The 16144-nt window shown below is 37.1% G+C and carries 14 protein-coding genes; 7 read left to right on the top strand and 7 right to left on the bottom strand.

Features of this window, described 5'->3' with window-relative positions:
* The first annotated feature begins 10 nt into the window (after positions 1 to 10).
* Genes F1325_RS14450 through F1325_RS14435 form a run of 4 tightly spaced genes read left to right on the top strand, consistent with a single transcriptional unit; the run spans position 11 to position 4370 of the window.
* Positions 11 to 1276: a DUF1116 domain-containing protein gene (locus F1325_RS14450; RefSeq protein ID WP_100160111.1), complete on the top strand. Its 1266-nt coding sequence runs from the start codon at positions 11 to 13 to the stop codon at positions 1274 to 1276.
* 43 nt (positions 1277 to 1319) lie between these two features.
* The gene (locus tag F1325_RS14445) at positions 1320 to 2147 is read left to right on the top strand and encodes a DUF2877 domain-containing protein (RefSeq protein ID WP_109371400.1); all 828 of its coding nucleotides are present in this window, start codon (positions 1320 to 1322) and stop codon (positions 2145 to 2147) included.
* A 47-nt stretch (positions 2148 to 2194) separates the two neighbouring features.
* Entirely contained in the window at positions 2195 to 3100 is a 906-nt protein-coding gene (locus tag F1325_RS14440; RefSeq protein ID WP_160230627.1) for a carbamate kinase, read from the top strand.
* A 25-nt stretch (positions 3101 to 3125) separates the two neighbouring features.
* Positions 3126 to 4370: an MFS transporter gene (locus tag F1325_RS14435; protein WP_109371395.1), complete on the top strand. Its 1245-nt coding sequence runs from the start codon at positions 3126 to 3128 to the stop codon at positions 4368 to 4370.
* Between the two features lie 58 nt (positions 4371 to 4428).
* Here F1325_RS14435 and allS read toward each other — a convergent pair whose 3' ends face one another.
* The 6 genes from allS to F1325_RS14405 form a co-directional block, all read right to left on the bottom strand.
* On the bottom strand, positions 4429 to 5343 hold the full coding sequence (gene allS / locus F1325_RS14430; RefSeq protein WP_160230626.1) for an HTH-type transcriptional activator AllS: 915 nt from the start codon (positions 5341 to 5343) through the stop codon (positions 4429 to 4431).
* Between the two features lie 375 nt (positions 5344 to 5718).
* A complete protein-coding gene (locus F1325_RS14425; protein WP_160230625.1) occupies positions 5719 to 6540 on the bottom strand; it encodes a CPBP family intramembrane glutamic endopeptidase in 822 nt (273 codons plus the stop codon).
* A 318-nt stretch (positions 6541 to 6858) separates the two neighbouring features.
* The gene (locus F1325_RS14420; protein ID WP_160230624.1) at positions 6859 to 7794 is read right to left on the bottom strand and encodes a phosphatidate cytidylyltransferase; all 936 of its coding nucleotides are present in this window, start codon (positions 7792 to 7794) and stop codon (positions 6859 to 6861) included.
* The gene (locus F1325_RS14415) at positions 7781 to 8503 is read right to left on the bottom strand and encodes a lysophospholipid acyltransferase family protein (protein ID WP_109371387.1); all 723 of its coding nucleotides are present in this window, start codon (positions 8501 to 8503) and stop codon (positions 7781 to 7783) included. Before F1325_RS14415 ends, F1325_RS14420 begins: the two co-directional genes overlap by 14 nt.
* Positions 8504 to 8506: 3 nt before the next feature.
* Positions 8507 to 9169 carry a CDP-alcohol phosphatidyltransferase family protein gene (locus F1325_RS14410; RefSeq protein WP_109371385.1) on the bottom strand — a complete coding sequence of 221 codons (663 nt, stop codon included), beginning with the start codon at positions 9167 to 9169 and terminating at the stop codon, positions 8507 to 8509.
* 944 nt (positions 9170 to 10113) lie between these two features.
* Positions 10114 to 10749 carry a response regulator transcription factor gene (locus tag F1325_RS14405; protein WP_109371383.1) on the bottom strand — a complete coding sequence of 212 codons (636 nt, stop codon included), beginning with the start codon at positions 10747 to 10749 and terminating at the stop codon, positions 10114 to 10116.
* A 467-nt stretch (positions 10750 to 11216) separates the two neighbouring features.
* Between F1325_RS14405 and F1325_RS14400 the strand changes: the two genes are divergently transcribed.
* Positions 11217 to 12212 carry a LacI family DNA-binding transcriptional regulator gene (locus tag F1325_RS14400; protein ID WP_109371381.1) on the top strand — a complete coding sequence of 332 codons (996 nt, stop codon included), beginning with the start codon at positions 11217 to 11219 and terminating at the stop codon, positions 12210 to 12212.
* A gap of 29 nt (positions 12213 to 12241) precedes the next feature.
* Here F1325_RS14400 and F1325_RS14395 read toward each other — a convergent pair whose 3' ends face one another.
* Positions 12242 to 13708 carry a glycoside hydrolase family 32 protein gene (locus F1325_RS14395; RefSeq protein ID WP_160230623.1) on the bottom strand — a complete coding sequence of 489 codons (1467 nt, stop codon included), beginning with the start codon at positions 13706 to 13708 and terminating at the stop codon, positions 12242 to 12244.
* Positions 13709 to 13980: 272 nt separating this feature from the next.
* Between F1325_RS14395 and F1325_RS14390 the strand changes: the two genes are divergently transcribed.
* Both F1325_RS14390 and rarD read left to right on the top strand, forming a co-directional pair.
* Positions 13981 to 14928: an aminoimidazole riboside kinase gene (locus F1325_RS14390; protein WP_109371377.1), complete on the top strand. Its 948-nt coding sequence runs from the start codon at positions 13981 to 13983 to the stop codon at positions 14926 to 14928.
* A gap of 235 nt (positions 14929 to 15163) precedes the next feature.
* Positions 15164 to 16075, top strand: coding sequence for an EamA family transporter RarD (gene rarD / locus F1325_RS14385; protein ID WP_109371375.1), 912 nt, complete (start codon positions 15164 to 15166; stop codon positions 16073 to 16075).
* Positions 16076 to 16144: the final 69 nt, after the last annotated feature.

Genomic DNA, 16144 nt, shown 5'->3' with positions numbered 1-16144 from the left:
AATTGCAGATATGTACTCAACTATCGAACAAGCGAATGAAGCAGTTATCGAACGTATCCGTGAAGCCCGTCCTCACTGGTGTGATGTTAGCTTAGCAAAAGAAGTTGTTCCTGCTTTAGAGACAGGTAAAAAATTACTTCACGCAGGTCCACCAGTAACTTGGGGGGAAATGAGTGGCCCTGTTCGCGGTGCATGTATCGGTGCTTCTTTATTTGAAGGTTGGGCAGAAACTGAAGAACAAGCATTGGCAATGTTAGAAGCCGGCGAAATTGAGTTTATTCCTTGCCATAACGTGAATGCAGTAGGCCCAATGGGCGGTATTACTTCTGCTCATATGCCAATGCTGGTTATCAAAAACCACATTCATGGTAACTACGCTTACTGCAACATGAACGAAGGTATCGGTAAAGTGATGCGCTTTGGTGCTTACGGTCCAGATGTGCAAGAGCGTTTACATTGGATGCAAAATAGCTTGGCGCCAGTATTAAAAGCAGCGATTGCAACGTTTGAAAACGGTATCGATCTGACGGCAATTATGGGACAAGCAATTACGATGGGTGATGAATTCCACCAACGTAACATCGCCGCATCTGCACTGCTACTGCGCCAGCTTGCACCAGTACTAGGCACTTTAGATTTTGAAGAAGCTGAAATCACCAAAGTGACTAAATTCCTGAGCATTACAGACCAATTCTTCCTGAACTTAGCCATGGCTTACTGTAAAGCCGCGATGGATGCGGGTGCTCAAATCAAGCAAGGTACTATCGTCACTGTAATGACACGTAATGGTAGCAACTTTGGTATCAAAATCAGCGGAATGGGTGACCAATGGTTTACCGCTCCAGTAAATACACCACAAGGTCTGTTCTTCTCAGGCTTTAGTCAAGCAGATGCGAACCCAGATATCGGTGATAGTGCAATCACTGAAACCTTCGGTATTGGTGGCGCGGCAATGGTTGCCGCTCCTGGTGTAACACGCTTTGTGGGGGCATCAGGTGGTATGGATGCGGCGCGTGAAGTGACTGAAGAAATGGCTGAGATCTATCTTGCACGCAACATGATGTTGCAAATTCCAACTTGGGATTTCCAAGGTGCATGTTTAGGTTTAGATGCTCGTCGCGTTGTTGAAACAGGGATCACGCCACTGATTAACACAGGTATTGCACATAAAGAGCCGGGTGTTGGTCAGATTGGTGCTGGTACTGTACGCGCACCTTTAGGTTGCTTTGAAAAAGCAATTGTTGCACTTGCTGAAGAGCTAGGCATCGACGCTTAATCTCGTTTTTTAACGACAAAATGCAGCAATAAAGGGGGGCATTATGCAAATTCAAGCACTTCAAACCAGCCAGCATATCACTGACTTTGAAGGTGAGATTAAATGTGTGGGCATTTATGACCATGCTTTGAATTTCATTTGCCCTCAACAACGCTTAATGACTTTTCATCGTGAAGGAAAAGGATTAAGCCCGATGGGATGGTTACTAAAACAAGATGATTTTGATTATTTTGCCAAACAGTGCCATCCCTCGATTGTGATGAGTCTTAAAAATCATCAAGCGACACTCGCAAATAAACTCACATTGATCGCAGGTCAAAGTGAGAATTTACGCTTACAAGATAAAGCGAATTTAGATTTACGTTGGTTAGAAAGTTTTTTTTCTCTGTTATCTCCCTCGATTGCAACGGGGTTATACGGCTCATTGAAAAATTACCGTCAAATCGCGCAACTCAGTGAAATAAAGTTATTAGCTAAGCTGTTTCATAATCAGCTATTAGGCAATGCTGTTAACTGGGCTATTTTTACAGGGAAAGGCCCCGGATTAACACCAAGTTCAGATGATATGCTGGTGGGTATGCTATTTGCACATTATTTAGCAGAGCCAGAAAATAAACTTAATAATTTTTTTAATAACACACCGCCTTTATCTGAATTAACCACCATTGTCAGTAAGCATTATTTGGAATATGCCACACAGGGAATATTTTCTACCTATCTCATTCAACTAGGTAAAAAAATAAAGAATAAAGAGATTATTTTTAAGGATATGTTGGAAATACTCTCTATTGGTCATCATTCTGGTGCAGATACATTACTGGGCTTATGGATTGGTTACCAAACTAAAAAACAACAACAGCATATTGATTAATATTTTTTAATAAAAGAATTTATATAAACATTCGGATACGGATAATTATGAAAACAATTGTTATTGCTTTAGGCGGAAATGCATTATTGCAACGCGGGGAAGTTTTGTCTGCTGAAAATCAATATAAAAATATTGAATTGATGTCAGAGACAATTAATAAATTAGCTAAAGAGTATCGTGTTGTATTAGTACACGGTAATGGGCCTCAAGTTGGATTACTTGCACTTCAAAACCTTGCATATCAAGACGTTCCTGCATATCCATTGGATATCTTAGTCGCAGAAAGCCAAGGTATGATTGGTTATATGATGATGCAGAAAATTAATCAAAATCATCCTGAACAAGCTATTACAACGGTAATGACTCGAGTTTCCGTTGATATTAATGATGAAGCATTTAACGATCCAAGTAAATTTATCGGCCCTATTTATGATGAAGCTGCTAAAGAAGAGTTAATTGCGAAGTATCAATGGACATTTAAACAAGACGGTAAATATTATCGTCGTGTTGTGCCATCACCAACACCGAAAAAGATTATTGATATCGAAGCAGTAAGACTTTTATTAGATAAAGGTCATATTGTTATTTGTGGCGGCGGTGGCGGTATTCCAGTCAACAATTCAAATAATGAATTTATTGGTAGTGAAGCTGTTATTGATAAAGATTTAACTGCGGCTTTAATTTCTCGTGAATTAAATGCAGAGCACTTTGTTATTTTAACAGAGGCAGATGCTATTTATAAAAATTGGGGTACACCAGAACAAGCTGCAATTCGTGAAGCAACACCAGAAGAACTTGCACCAATGGCTGTCGCTGATGGCGCAATGGGACCAAAAATCATGGCAGTGAGTGATTTTGTTAATGCAACAGGGCAACAAGCTCATATTGGTGCATTACAAAATATTCAACAAGTTATTGAAGGTCAGTCTGGCACTTTAATTTATCAGTCTTAATAAAAATGCTTTCAGGAGCGTCATTATGAACGATGCACAAGTGAATGAGAAAGGCAAAGTCCCTTATTGGGTTAAACTGACCATTATCTTCTTCTTTGGTTGGATTGCGCTGTATGGTAGCCGTGCTATTGTTGGTCCTTTAATGGTAAATATTGGTGCTGAGTTTGATCTGTCTAAAGCTCAACTTGGCTCCATCATGAGTATTTTCTTTATCGGATATACTGCACTAAATATTCCATCAGGCATGATTGGTGACTATTTAGGTAAGAAAAAAGTATTAGTAACAGGTGTTGTTCTCTTCGGTGGATTCACCATTATTGCGGGTATGATGCCAACTTACGTGACCTTTATGTTTGCATGGGTCATGGTGGGGATATTCCAAGGTTTCTATTATGGCCCTCAGTATGGTCTATCCTCAGAAGCGATACCAAAACATCGTATTACATTAGGTAGTGCGATTATCAATAGTGGTATGGCATTTGGTTTGTCTATTGGTTACTACATCTCAAGTATTTCTGTTGGTGAGATGGGAATGAGCTGGCGTGCTCCGTTCTATATCATTGGTGTGCCAATTATTATTATTGGTTTGGTTATGTTATGGATCATCAAAGATAAGCCAAAAGCACAACCTGCGGCAGAAAATGGCGCAGCCAAACAAAAAGTTAAACTGACATTTAAAGATTTATTTGGTAATCGCAATATCAACCTTGCGTATGTCACCATCTTCTGTTCAATCTATGGTTTCTTTGTCTTAGTAACTTGGTTACCGTATTACTTAGAAACTGAGCGTGGAATTACTGGGACACAAATTTCAACTATCGCATCATTAATGCCGTGGTTTGCTATTCCTGGTTCACTTATTTTTAGCTGGGTTTCAGATAAAATTGGTCGCCGTAAACCTGTGTTACTGATCATGTTACCGCTGTCATTAGTCGCTATTCTTGCTGTGCCAATGTCAGAATCAATGCCTGTGTTAATTGGTGCTCTGATCCTTTACGGTATTGTTGGTAAAATCAGTACAAACCCAGTACTTGTTGCTGTAGTTGCTGATAACTCACCCCGACATGCACTAGGTACATCATTTGGTGTTTATAACTGTATCGGTATGCTGGGTTCTGTTTTTGCACCAACATTAACCGGTTTCCTATCAGACAAAACAGGTAGCATGGACTCAGGTTTCTACTTTGCAGCTATTCTGATTTGTATCGGTATTGTGGCAAGCCTCTTTATTAAAGAAAGCAACAACAATAATGAAGAAGCAAAAGCGTAGTACGCTATTCAGATAGCCACTGAATATACAGTAAAAGGGCAAACTTCGGTTTGCCTTTTTAATTTAAAGGATCGTAAAACGATTGCACACTCGGGTGATTTTGCTTAAACAACTCCACTAAATAACTGACTACTGCGCCTTTTTTATCTTCACACCATGCCAATGAAAGAGGAGAGTTATGACGACGATTTTTTACTTCTTTCGCAATTAACTGTCCGCTATCAATAAGTGGTTTGCATAAACTTAATGGCAAAAATCCTATTCCCACACCTTTTAAATGACAGGCTAATTTTGTGTGTAAATCAGGTACACGGATCTCGTGCTGACCCGATAAGCGCCATGCAGTGCGTTTAGAAAGATGGCGAGACGTATCTTCGACGTTTACAGCAGAATACATACGCATTTGATCATCATTTAATACACCACTGATATTGGCTAAAGGATGATTCGGCGCGACAACAAATTGCCATTGAATTTCGCCCATCGCACAAATGTTAATATTATTCTTAAGGGATTCATTACCCGTAACACCGATAGCAAAATGGTAATCTTCATTAATAAGTGCATCCCAAACACCCATATAGACTTGGCGAGTAATATGAAATTGGGTAGAAGGAAAACGTTGATGAAGACAAGCCAACATACTGGCAACAGCTGTGCGATCATAAAGAAGATTATTAATCACAATATTGACCTGATGCTCGACACCCGCGTTCATTTGTTGAAGTTCCACAGGCATTGATTCTAGCCATACAATCCATTGACGACATTTTTCTAAGAGATATTCGCCCGCTGGCGTGAGTGTCACGGTTCTTGTGGTGCGATTAAAAAGTTGGGTGCCGATATTTTCTTCTAATGTTTTTATACAGTAACTAATCGCGGCTGATGTTTTATGAAGCATATCGGCTGCTTTGGTAAAACTTTGGCAGTCGGCGACCTGTATAAAAGTGCGGATCATTTCTTGATCTAACATATTTTTGTCCTGATGGCGAAAGAGGCAAATTTTCAGCAGATAATGCTGAACTAAAAAAAGAAAACAGAGCAAAGCTTACCTATTTTTTCTAAGGTCTATACCGTAAAGTAAGGCAACTTCTTATCGTATTAATGGATGTTATTATTTTGAGCTTGTTATTGTGTACCGAATGAAGTTTTGATTATTTATAGATAAGCGATAAAGCATACTAACAAAATTTTCATCGGATAATGGGCGCAATAAGAATATCTGTATTCTATTTGTGTGAGTGCTTTCACGTTTCACACATCCTTTTACTGATGAAGTTAAGATATCAGTAAAAGGTGGTGAAAGTTAGGATAAAAAATCCTTCGAGCAGATAAGAAAAAAAATCAATTAGGCTATTTTAAATGGGTAAGTAAAAAAGAGCAGGTGAGTCAGATTAAGTGCAAAGTGAAATAGCGTTGAAACCCAGAGCCGACCACTCCACATCCAAGCTAACCCATAAATAATCCCCGCGAGTGAAGCAAAAACAACTAACAATACTCCGCCTGCGAAATGTGCTAAACCAAAGATAATGGCTGCTATTAGTAGAGCAACATAAGGAGGTAGATAACGTGATAATGTTTGTTGAATCACACCTCTAAATAATGCTTTTTCAGCAAGTGATACAAAAAAGAGGTTCGCAAGAATAAAGGCAGGTAACCATGATGGTAAATGCAATTCAATTGCTAATCCCCCTAGCTTTACAGCGATCAATAACAGTGCAGGAATGGCAATAATTAACATTGCCCACTGTAATTTATTTGCTTCTTTTAATGGAGTGCAGACAAAAAGCGTAGGAATAAAGATCAGAAAAATAAAAGGTAATAATGCTTTGTCAGCATTGAAATAAAATGAAAAAGGGGCGCTTTTTATCCCTATAGCGGTGTGTGAAAGGTAACGTAAATTGTTAAAACCAGGAATAAGGTGAAAGGCTAACCCGCTGGCAATGATGATAAGCGCAAGAATGATGATCCCGCGTAGCAGTGGTTGTGTTTTATAACGTGAATAAGCAAATGCTAATAGCAGAATACCAAAAATAATGGGCAAAGTTTGCCATGTAATAACGCCAGTTATAAATGCGCTAACTGCCGTAAATGCAAGTGTAATAAGTGCAAGAGTGCGATTAAAACCCAAAAGTAATAAAGAAAAAGCAATGAGTAGCCAAGTGATCATAATGATAAATAATCTAGAAAGAAAAGGAGCGTTAGGGTAAAAGATAGCAGCTTTCTAAGCTATCACTATAAATAAAAAAGTAGAGAAAGCAGACCTCTTTATGCACAATAATTTTATTTAATTATTTGATTTATATGTAAAATATAATATATCGACTTTTAATCCAAAATTAAAACAAATGTTTAGTTTATATAATGATAGTTAATTTATGATATTAAATTAGCATAAGTAAAACAGGGAATATAAAAATGCCGATAGTTTTAATATCGGCACTTTAGTTTATATAGGTTAGTTTGCTTTTGATTAAACAGAGTAAAACTAAACGTAAAAATAGCGAATAACGTGGAAGAAAATAGGGGCTGCAAAACAGAGCGAATCCATTCTATCCATCATGCCACCATGGCCTTCGATCATCGTGCCAAAATCTTTTACACCGCTATCTCTTTTGATTGCAGACATACATAAACCACCGGCAAAACCTGCCAATGTGATTACTAAAGAGAGTAAAAATGCAGCCCACCATGAGAAAGGCGTTGCCCACCACAACATCATGCCAATAAGGCTGGCGGAGATAATGCCACCAAAAAAGCCTTCCACTGTTTTATTTGGACTTAATTTAGGCACGATAGGATGTTTGCCAAATAATTTACCAAACACATATTGAAGTACGTCAGAAACTTGCACCACTATCATTAAAAAGAGCAGTAAATTGATATTACGACCTTCGAAACCTTCAATTGGCAACATTAAAAGTGCGGGTGCATAACTTAGGCAATAAATTGCTATCATTACGCTCCATTGCACTTTTGCCATACGTTCTAAGAAGTGGCGAGTGTCACCTGAAAGTGCCATACGTGTTGGTATTAATAGGAAGGCGTAAACGGGAATAAATACTGCCATTAAGTTGTACCATTGCACACCAACAAGAATGTATTGGATAGGCAATATAACGAAGAAACACCAGAACAGCGCTTCATGGTCGCCACGATGTGTGGGTGTTAAGGTAATAAGTTCACGTAATGCAAGCCATGAGATAATAGTAAATAGGACGACAGAACCTATTGCTCCAATCCCTATTGCAACACCTGCAATAATACACATCACCCACCACGCATTGATCCTTGAATTAAGATTCGTGATGGTGGATGTAGGGCCTTTTACTGCCGCTAAAATAGCACCAATAATGCTGGCGATAATTAAGAAAGAGAAGAGTCCGATAAAGATCCAGAGGACTTCGTTATTAATACGTTCCATTGTGTAGCTCCTCTAACGCACTTTTTGCTCTTACTAGAAACTCTTGTTTACTTTCATGTTCATGAGTGGCTTCAATAGGGGCACCAAAAATTGCACTGCAAATAACAGGAACAACTAAGCGAGAGCCTTTAGGAAGAACTCTGTTTAAGTTTTCCAGATAAATAGGGACTAATTGAACATTCGGATTTTTACGAGAAAGATGCCAAAGACCTGCTTTAAAATCTTGAATAGATTCGCCATTACCTCGAGTACCTTCAGGAAAAATAATTAAAGAATCCCCTTGGTCTAAAATTTCTTGCATCAGAGCAAGTGCATTGGCTTTATTTGGTGCTGATGATGCAGCGTCATTAGCGGGTTGCTCTGCGCTTTCTCCGCAAGAATTTTCCTCTTGTGGAAAATTCATTTTGGTGGCATGACGAGGAATAAGAATAGCTCTAAAGATACGATGAGATAAATAACGGCGTAAGCGGTTTTTGTTCCAATAATCTTCAGCGGCAACGGGATGAACATAAGGGCGAATATTGGGTGAAAGACAAGACCAAATAACTAAGCCATCAAGATGACTAGAATGGTTAGCGTAATAAATACAAGGAATATCTTTTGCAATAGGAGAAGTTTGTTTAGCGCGAATACCTGTTAGGAATCGACAAATAGAGACTAAGACGGATGATACCACTTTTGCATCTAAAGCAAGTTTTCCATTTTTCATTAATCAGACACCTTGTGCTAAATCCCGTAAAATTCGACGGGTTCTGAAAATTGTGGTCAGCATTGAACCTAAAATAATAATCCATAATGAAATCAAAAAGAGCCATATTCCCCAAAGATTAGGAATAAATGCAGCAATAACAGCAACAGAGGTTAATAACGCCATTCGGTGTTGTTTTGCCATGGGGCCTGTAAATTGTTGATCTAGTCCACAAGCGCCACCTAATACACGAACATAAGCGGTCATTACTGCAAAAAAAGCGCCCACCCAGCTCAACGTAATGGCCATAGAAAAGTCAGAAGATAGCCCATAACCGACACCCAAAATAATTAAAGTATCAGCAATTCTGTCTGGTAATTCATTATAAACAGCACCTACTGGGCTTTTCATGCCTCCTTCGACGGCAACCATACCATCTAGTAAATTACAAATGAGGCGACCTTGGATCATGATAGCGCCAAGGAGCAGTAAAATTGAGCGTAATAATCCAGATGTGTAGAAGAGGGCACAAAAGAGTGATAAGCCTGCAAGTAATGCAAATATGACACTAAACACGGAAATACCGTTAGGAGTTGCCCCTTTTTGTTGTAAGTAGCGGCTGCACTTTGTAGCCCAGTTTGTTTGTCTTGCTTTTATCGGGCGACGGTTTTTATCTTGAGTGTTCATTTTTCTTTGTAAAAAGCGAGTTAGGAGGGTATAGCATAAGGGCATTTACTCAAAGTGAAAATAAGAATAAACGTATAAGTTTATCTTATATTTTTTTATGCAGATTAATTCCTTCTTTTTTTGCTCTTATTAAGACTATAAATAAATTATTAATAATTATTTGTTTTTCTAGGTGTTAATACTTATTTAGAGCTAGTGCATTGTACTTACACAATGTGATCATTTAATGATGCTCTTTATTTGATTGTTATTAAGTAGAAATGGTAAATGATGTATTACATTAATTAAACTATAAAGAGAATAAATTTCTTAAGTAAAAGGGAGTATAAAAGGAAATACTTATTATTATTTCTTATTTTACTGTTTAAATAATCGCAATTAAAACACTTCGATTAGAATTTTCTTATAAGGAATTTTTTGTTTAAATCGAAAATCAAAACGCATAACCAGTCTTTAAATGGGCATAAAAAAAAGAGACGGGAATTTCTTTTGTATTATTTTTTACTCATTAATAATTTTCTTCGTAAAATAAGAATAAAGGAAATGAGAAATTAGAAATGAGAATACTCATCTTTATAATAAGTAAAAAATGATTTATATCAAATGAAGGGCTTCATCTATTCTTATATTGCTATTATTAATAAAAAACAATCATAATAGTTATTAATAATAGCGATTATGAAAATAATATATACAAATGTTTTAAATTGAAATTAAACGAACCCTAATGAAAGGGTGGCATCAAAATAAGCTGCCGCCCTTTCTATCGTAGAATGGTGTCTAGCGTATTAATTATTCCCATATTAGGCGTAATTCATCCAAAATAGAATATTTTTAGAAGTACAGCTTTCTCTCATTAATAAAATTTAATGAAAATTAAACAGGTCATATCGTTATATAGTAAGATAATACAACCCATTGATAAATAGAAATCACATTGTAAATTAGTTTGCTCTTAAATCATATTTCTTAAAGAAATCATACTCTTGAACTAATTGTGGTAGTGATCTTATTTTCAATTTCGTATACATATTTGAACGATGCACTTCAACTGTACGAGGCGATAACGAAAGTTTTTCTGCCGCTTCTTTGCTCGTATTTCCGTCAAGGATCATCTCCATAACCTCTTTTTCTCTATTAGATAACTTACCAAATTTATCTTTTAGAGATATATATGTTCGGAATTGCTCAACTTCACTTTCATAATGCAGGAAAGATTCCGAGACAATATTAAGAAGTTCATTCACATTTAGAGGTCGAGTTAAATATTCGAAAGCCCCTGATTTAAATGCGTTACGACAACTCTCAATGGAACTATCCCCAGAAATAATAATAACAGGGATGATGTTTTTCAATTTGTTGAGTTCTTTAATCAGTGCAATTGATGGTGCTGCACTACTCTTTGTATTAATTATGATGCACTCTTTATGAGCTCCTTTTGTTGATGAAAAATAGTATTTCAAGAAAGCCTGCTCATTTGAATAGGTTTTCACATTAGCCGCTAAAGAAGAAAGAACGGCTTTAAGTTGAACTTTTGTACTGTCATCTTCAAAAGTGATTAAGTGGATTATTGATTCCATATGTTGCTCCTGGTTTTACTCTGCTCTTACACTAAAAGTGAATGAGTAACGAAATTTGACTAATTTATAAGTTTTTTATGTAGGGTAACATTCACGCAACGGAGCCATATTCAGAATATATCAAATTAAAAATGATTAATACTTCTGTATTATATTATAGATAAAATATCAGAACTTTGTTTTGTTTCAATATTTGTATTTTATAGATAAGAATAATTTATTTCTATAATGAAAGGATGAGATAACTATTATTAATTGTAACTAAGTTTTTTATCGTAAGTGATTTTAACTATATTAAACTCACTTAATAAGTAAAAAAATAATATATCTAGGTGTTTTTTTATGAAGTAATTAATAGTCGCATTTAGTTACAATACAATTCCCTTTGTGGCTTTTTGGCTTTACTTCTTGTAAAATAGCACTTTATTTCTACTGACCCTTTTTAATAAACCAACCGAGCCAATACTATGGCGTCACTGAAAGATGTAGCTCGACTTGCATCCGTTTCTTTGATGACAGTCTCAAGAGCGATTAATAACCCTGAGTTATTAAAACCAGAAACACTGAAACAAGTCCAAAATGCGATTGATCAACTTAACTATGTTCCAGATTATTCTGCACGAAAAATTCGTGGTCAAGGAACAAAAGTATCATCAATTGGTGTTCTGGCAATTGATACCGCAACGACACCATTTTCTGTGGAAATGATTTTATCGATAGAACAAACCGCAAGAGAATTTGGTTGGAGTTCATTTGTTGTTAATTTGACTGCACAAGATTGTTATGAAAATGCCATTTGGCAACTTTTGGCTCAACGTCCAGATGGTATTATTTATACCACGATGGGATTGCGTGAAATCACCGTACATGAAAAGTTGCTCGATAAGAATTTAGTGTTAGCAAACTGTTTGGATAAAACGCACGCTTTCCCAACTTATATTCCCGATGATTATCATGGACAGTATTTTGGGATGAAAAAAGTCATCGAGAAAGGGTATCGCCGTCCTTTGTGCTTTTATATACCTGAAGAGTCTGTTGCAGGGCCTATTCGTCGTAAAGCCGTTGAAGATGCTTGGCAAGAGGCTGGGCTACCATTGTCGGATCTACAACAATATACGATGATGTTTGGAGATGAACACTATCGTGATGTGATTGAAATATTGAAAAAGCATTGTGTTCATCAAAAGGCTGACTTTGATATTCTCATTTGTGGTAATGACCGTATCGCTTTTCTCGCTTACCAAGTTTTACTTTCTATGGGGTTACGTATTCCAGAGCAAGTGGCTGTTTTGGGATACGATAATATGATTGGTACGGGAGAATTGTTTTATCCACCATTAACAACGGTACAACTGCCTCATTATGAGTTAGGTAAAGAAGCGACATTGCATATTATTCAAGAACGAAACCATAGAGATACCGTACACGTACCTTGTCAATTAGTTGAACGTGAGTCTATTTAAAGACTCACGTCTTACTTACCTTCTTAATATTAGTAAATACTATTTAGCTGCCAATATTGACCATTAATCAGTGTTGCATCGCCATTCATGGCAAAAAAACGTAAAGTTTGAGTATCTTGTTGAGCATAATATCGGCTGCTAAAGGTGAATTCACCTTTGTTTACAAAGACTTCAATTGATGAACGATCAATGAAAATACGTAAATTCAATTCACAACCTTCAGGTAATGGAATACTTCTAGCTCCACTCATATTGTGCTGAGGATAATGGCGGTTAAGAACCAAACGATTTGATTGATTATCAACAAATAGCTCAAGCCCTTTACCTAGCCATAAGCCAAATTTTTCAGCATGACTGTCTAAAGATAATGTTAAGTCGAGTTCGATAGCGGTAGTATTATTTATTAGTTCGATAGATTGATTACTGAGTGTTAATGGCTGGATAGTCTGTTTTTCTTGGCGCAATGATTCGACTTCTTTAACAGGGATCATGCGTAAGCGATTTTTGGATTTATCAAACGTGATTTCACGAGGGAGTGTAAAACAACCAGACCAAAATTCAGATTTTGAAGGCATTGGCGAATTCCACATATCCATCCATCCCATTGAAACACGACGACCATCAGGTGTCGTAAATGATTGTGGCGCATAATAGTCATGGCCATTATCAAGTTCAATAAAGTGACCTTGTGGTTTAAAGGGTTGATTTGGCGACCACTGGCCAATTAATGCCCCTGATTGAAAGAGATTGCGATATTGATAGCCTTCGGCTCGTTTTCCTTGTGGTGAGAAGACGATTGCAAATTCGTTTTCTTGGCTAATAGGGAAGAAATCAGGGCACTCCCACATATAGACATTTTTATCATCCGTTTTTCCTAAAACAGTGTAATCGTTGTTCCACTGTTGACCTTCTTCAAATAAGGTTTCGCTAGAGAAGAGTAGGACTTGTCCTTGATCTTTTTCATCACGAGCACCAACAACCATCCACCATTTACCGTCTTGATACCAGACTTTAGGATCACGAAAATGCATATAACCTTTAGGGGGTTCTAAAACGATCCCTTTTTTCTCAAAATGAATGCCATCTTCACTGATAGCAACACATTGCGCTTCATAGATTTGACTATCATCCCCTTCGGCGGCTAACCAATTGTGTCCGGTATAGAAAAGATAGAGTTTACCTTCATGGCTAATTGCTGATCCTGAGAAGCAACCACTTTTGTCGTAGTCATCTCCTGGTGCTAACGCAATAGGTTGATGTTGCCAGTGGATCATATCGGTACTTGTGGCATGTCCCCAATGCATTGGTCCCCAATCTTGAGAATAAGGATGGTGCTGATAAAAGGCGTGATATAAACCATCGTGATAAATAAGACCATTAGGATCATTTAACCAACCCGCAGGTGCTGCCAAATGAAACTGGGGATAAAATTTATTGCCTCGTTTTTCAATCAAAGTATTTAAGGCTTTTGTTGATTGTTCTAAGCGGTGTTTCATATCATTATCCTTATTATATTTTAGAGTTATTAGTGTGTTTTTAAGATCACAAAAGGGTAAAGAACAGATGTAATCACACTATTATTCTTGCTGTTAACGATAACATTTAGAGTGAAAAAAATACGATGCATGAGATTGACTTTATCATTTTATCTCATTATGTTAACGTTATCAGTGTGGATTTACGAGCAATATCTTTACTTATTCGTTATGAATAGTCATAAAAACAGAATATAGTTAAGAAAAATAATTGCTTATCTTCAGGAGAGATTATGAAAGTCTGGTCTTTAGGTGACGCTGTTGTTGACTTGATCCCATTGCAAAACATGCAATATGAAGCATGTGCTGGTGGCGCGCCAGTCAATGTTGCTGCGGGCGTTGCTAAGCTTGGTCAACAAAGTGGTTTTATTGGACGTGTAGGTGAAGATGCGTTCGGCCATTTTATGCAAAAAACATTGTTTGATCTGGGCGTTGATACTCGTGCAATGGAATTTGATGAGTTTCATCGTACCAGTACTGTTCTTGTCTCTTTACAAGAAAATGGTGAGCGTGATTTTACTTTTTTAGTTGCTGAGTCTGCTGATCAATTTTTAACAGAAAAATCTTTACCTGCGTTTGAAAAAGATATTTTGCATTTTTGCTCTTTAGCATTAGTGAATCCCATTTGTCGCTCGACCTTAGATTGTGCAATCAAAAATATTAAAGAAAGCGGTTCACTACTGAGTTTTGATATTAATTTACGACCTCAAATGTGGCGTGATCATGAAGAAATGCGCGAAGTTATTGATAATTATGCGCATAAAGCGGACATATTAAAATTATCCGAAGATGAGCTTACGTGGATGACACAAGAAGTGACATTGAATAATGCACTTAAAAAATTAGAAGATTATCCCGCTCGTTTAAAAGTGATCACCCAAGGCTCTAAAGGTTGTTTAGTTTTAACGCCAAATACCCAAGTCGCATTTAGTGCCTTTATCGTTGAATGTATTGATACAACCGGTGCTGGTGATGCCTTTATGTCAGGCTTGTTAGCTGCGCTTGCTGAATATGGTTTTGCTGAAGATGAACCATATCTATCAAAAATAGTGACGCAAGCAGCTGCTTGCGGTGCTTTAGCCACCACTAAAAAGGGGGCAATAGCCGCGGCACCAAGTCGTAAAAAATTACATGATTTTGTTCAGCAGCAACCGCCTTTGCATGTTAGGGAGATTTTCTAACAACTCACCTATTTTTTCTGGTTGTGGTTTTTACCACGGTTTTCCCTTAATGGATTTTCCTATTCTCCATTTATAACGACTTTTCTCGGAGTGGTTATTTGTGGAGATTTTTTTTATCTCATCTATGCTGTTGTACTGATGTTTGATCAATCAATCAGCGATGCCGATCATATTGTTCTGCCAATTTTAAGCGTATGATATTAAATCTTATCGACTTTTATTGATGGAACATTAAATGTGGGCTCAATCGGGCGCGGTATTAGCCATTTTTTCTTATATTCTTTGGGGAATTACTCCTCTGTTTTATCGGCTGTTACCGGGAGCGCAGCCGTTAGAAATGTTGGCTCAGCGTTTGATCTGGTCTATCCCTCTTTTATTACTCGTGCGACTCTTTATTAAAAATAGGACACGATGGCGCGCTGTTTTACAAGATAAGCGCTCTATTTTTATGTGTCTATTTAGCTCAATGGCTATGGCTGTTTCTTGGTGTACATTTACCTATGCATTAACACATCAACAAGTATTAGAAGCGAGCTTGGGGTATTTTATTAATCCGCTTTTCTCAATTTTATTAGGCGTCATATTTCTTAAAGAAAAGCTTAATTCAGCAGAAAAATGGGCTGTTGCCTTAATTTGTGCTGGTGTGGGCTATCAATTGTGGATGTACGGTGAATTACCTGTATTGGCTATAATGATGGGCGGTGCATTTGCTGTATATGGATTAATTCGTAAGTTTATTCGTTTTGATGTGATCACGTCTTTATTTATGGAAACCCTTTGGTTAATGCCATTAGCAATAGGCGCTACGATTTGGTTGGTTGTTACCGATAAAAGTGCATTACCTTCGGCTGATAATTTGACTCGTTTTTATTATATCTTAACAGCTCCAGTGACTATCTTACCGTTATTATTCTTTACTGCTGCCGTCAAACGAACCACGTTAACCGTGATAGGATTAGCGCAATACATTGAACCTACCATTCAATTTTTATTGGCTGTTTTCTTATTCCATGAAGCTTTTGATGAAGTAAAAGGCGTGAGTTTCTCACTGATTTGGTTAGGACTTTTATGCTGCATCTTAGCACTTATCCGAAAACGCCTTAATTATCTAAAAATTCAAAAAGGAAAACGTAGCCAAACAATGTAATTGTTTTATTTCTCTGCCTGATTATTTTTTTGTCTGGCTATTTTTCTATCAAGCTAAATCCGTTATGCT

Origin of the sequence: Proteus columbae, from assembly GCF_009914335.1 — a bacterium.
Taxonomy (GTDB): domain Bacteria; phylum Pseudomonadota; class Gammaproteobacteria; order Enterobacterales; family Enterobacteriaceae; genus Proteus.
The sequence above is the reverse complement of the archived record's forward strand: the minus strand, read 5'-3'. Positions and strand labels throughout refer to the sequence as shown.

Coding starts and splice junctions, on each gene's coding strand:
- F1325_RS14450 (WP_100160111.1), top strand. CDS start 11: ATGTACTCAACTATCGAACAAGCGAATGAAGCAGTTATCGAACGTATC.
- F1325_RS14445 (WP_109371400.1), top strand. CDS start 1,320: ATGCAAATTCAAGCACTTCAAACCAGCCAGCATATCACTGACTTTGAA.
- F1325_RS14440 (WP_160230627.1), top strand. CDS start 2,195: ATGAAAACAATTGTTATTGCTTTAGGCGGAAATGCATTATTGCAACGC.
- F1325_RS14435 (WP_109371395.1), top strand. CDS start 3,126: ATGAACGATGCACAAGTGAATGAGAAAGGCAAAGTCCCTTATTGGGTT.
- allS (WP_160230626.1), bottom strand. CDS start 5,343: ATGTTAGATCAAGAAATGATCCGCACTTTTATACAGGTCGCCGACTGC.
- F1325_RS14425 (WP_160230625.1), bottom strand. CDS start 6,540: ATGATCACTTGGCTACTCATTGCTTTTTCTTTATTACTTTTGGGTTTT.
- F1325_RS14420 (WP_160230624.1), bottom strand. CDS start 7,794: ATGGAACGTATTAATAACGAAGTCCTCTGGATCTTTATCGGACTCTTC.
- F1325_RS14415 (WP_109371387.1), bottom strand. CDS start 8,503: ATGAAAAATGGAAAACTTGCTTTAGATGCAAAAGTGGTATCATCCGTC.
- F1325_RS14410 (WP_109371385.1), bottom strand. CDS start 9,169: ATGAACACTCAAGATAAAAACCGTCGCCCGATAAAAGCAAGACAAACA.
- F1325_RS14405 (WP_109371383.1), bottom strand. CDS start 10,749: ATGGAATCAATAATCCACTTAATCACTTTTGAAGATGACAGTACAAAA.
- F1325_RS14400 (WP_109371381.1), top strand. CDS start 11,217: ATGGCGTCACTGAAAGATGTAGCTCGACTTGCATCCGTTTCTTTGATG.
- F1325_RS14395 (WP_160230623.1), bottom strand. CDS start 13,708: ATGAAACACCGCTTAGAACAATCAACAAAAGCCTTAAATACTTTGATT.
- F1325_RS14390 (WP_109371377.1), top strand. CDS start 13,981: ATGAAAGTCTGGTCTTTAGGTGACGCTGTTGTTGACTTGATCCCATTG.
- rarD (WP_109371375.1), top strand. CDS start 15,164: ATGTGGGCTCAATCGGGCGCGGTATTAGCCATTTTTTCTTATATTCTT.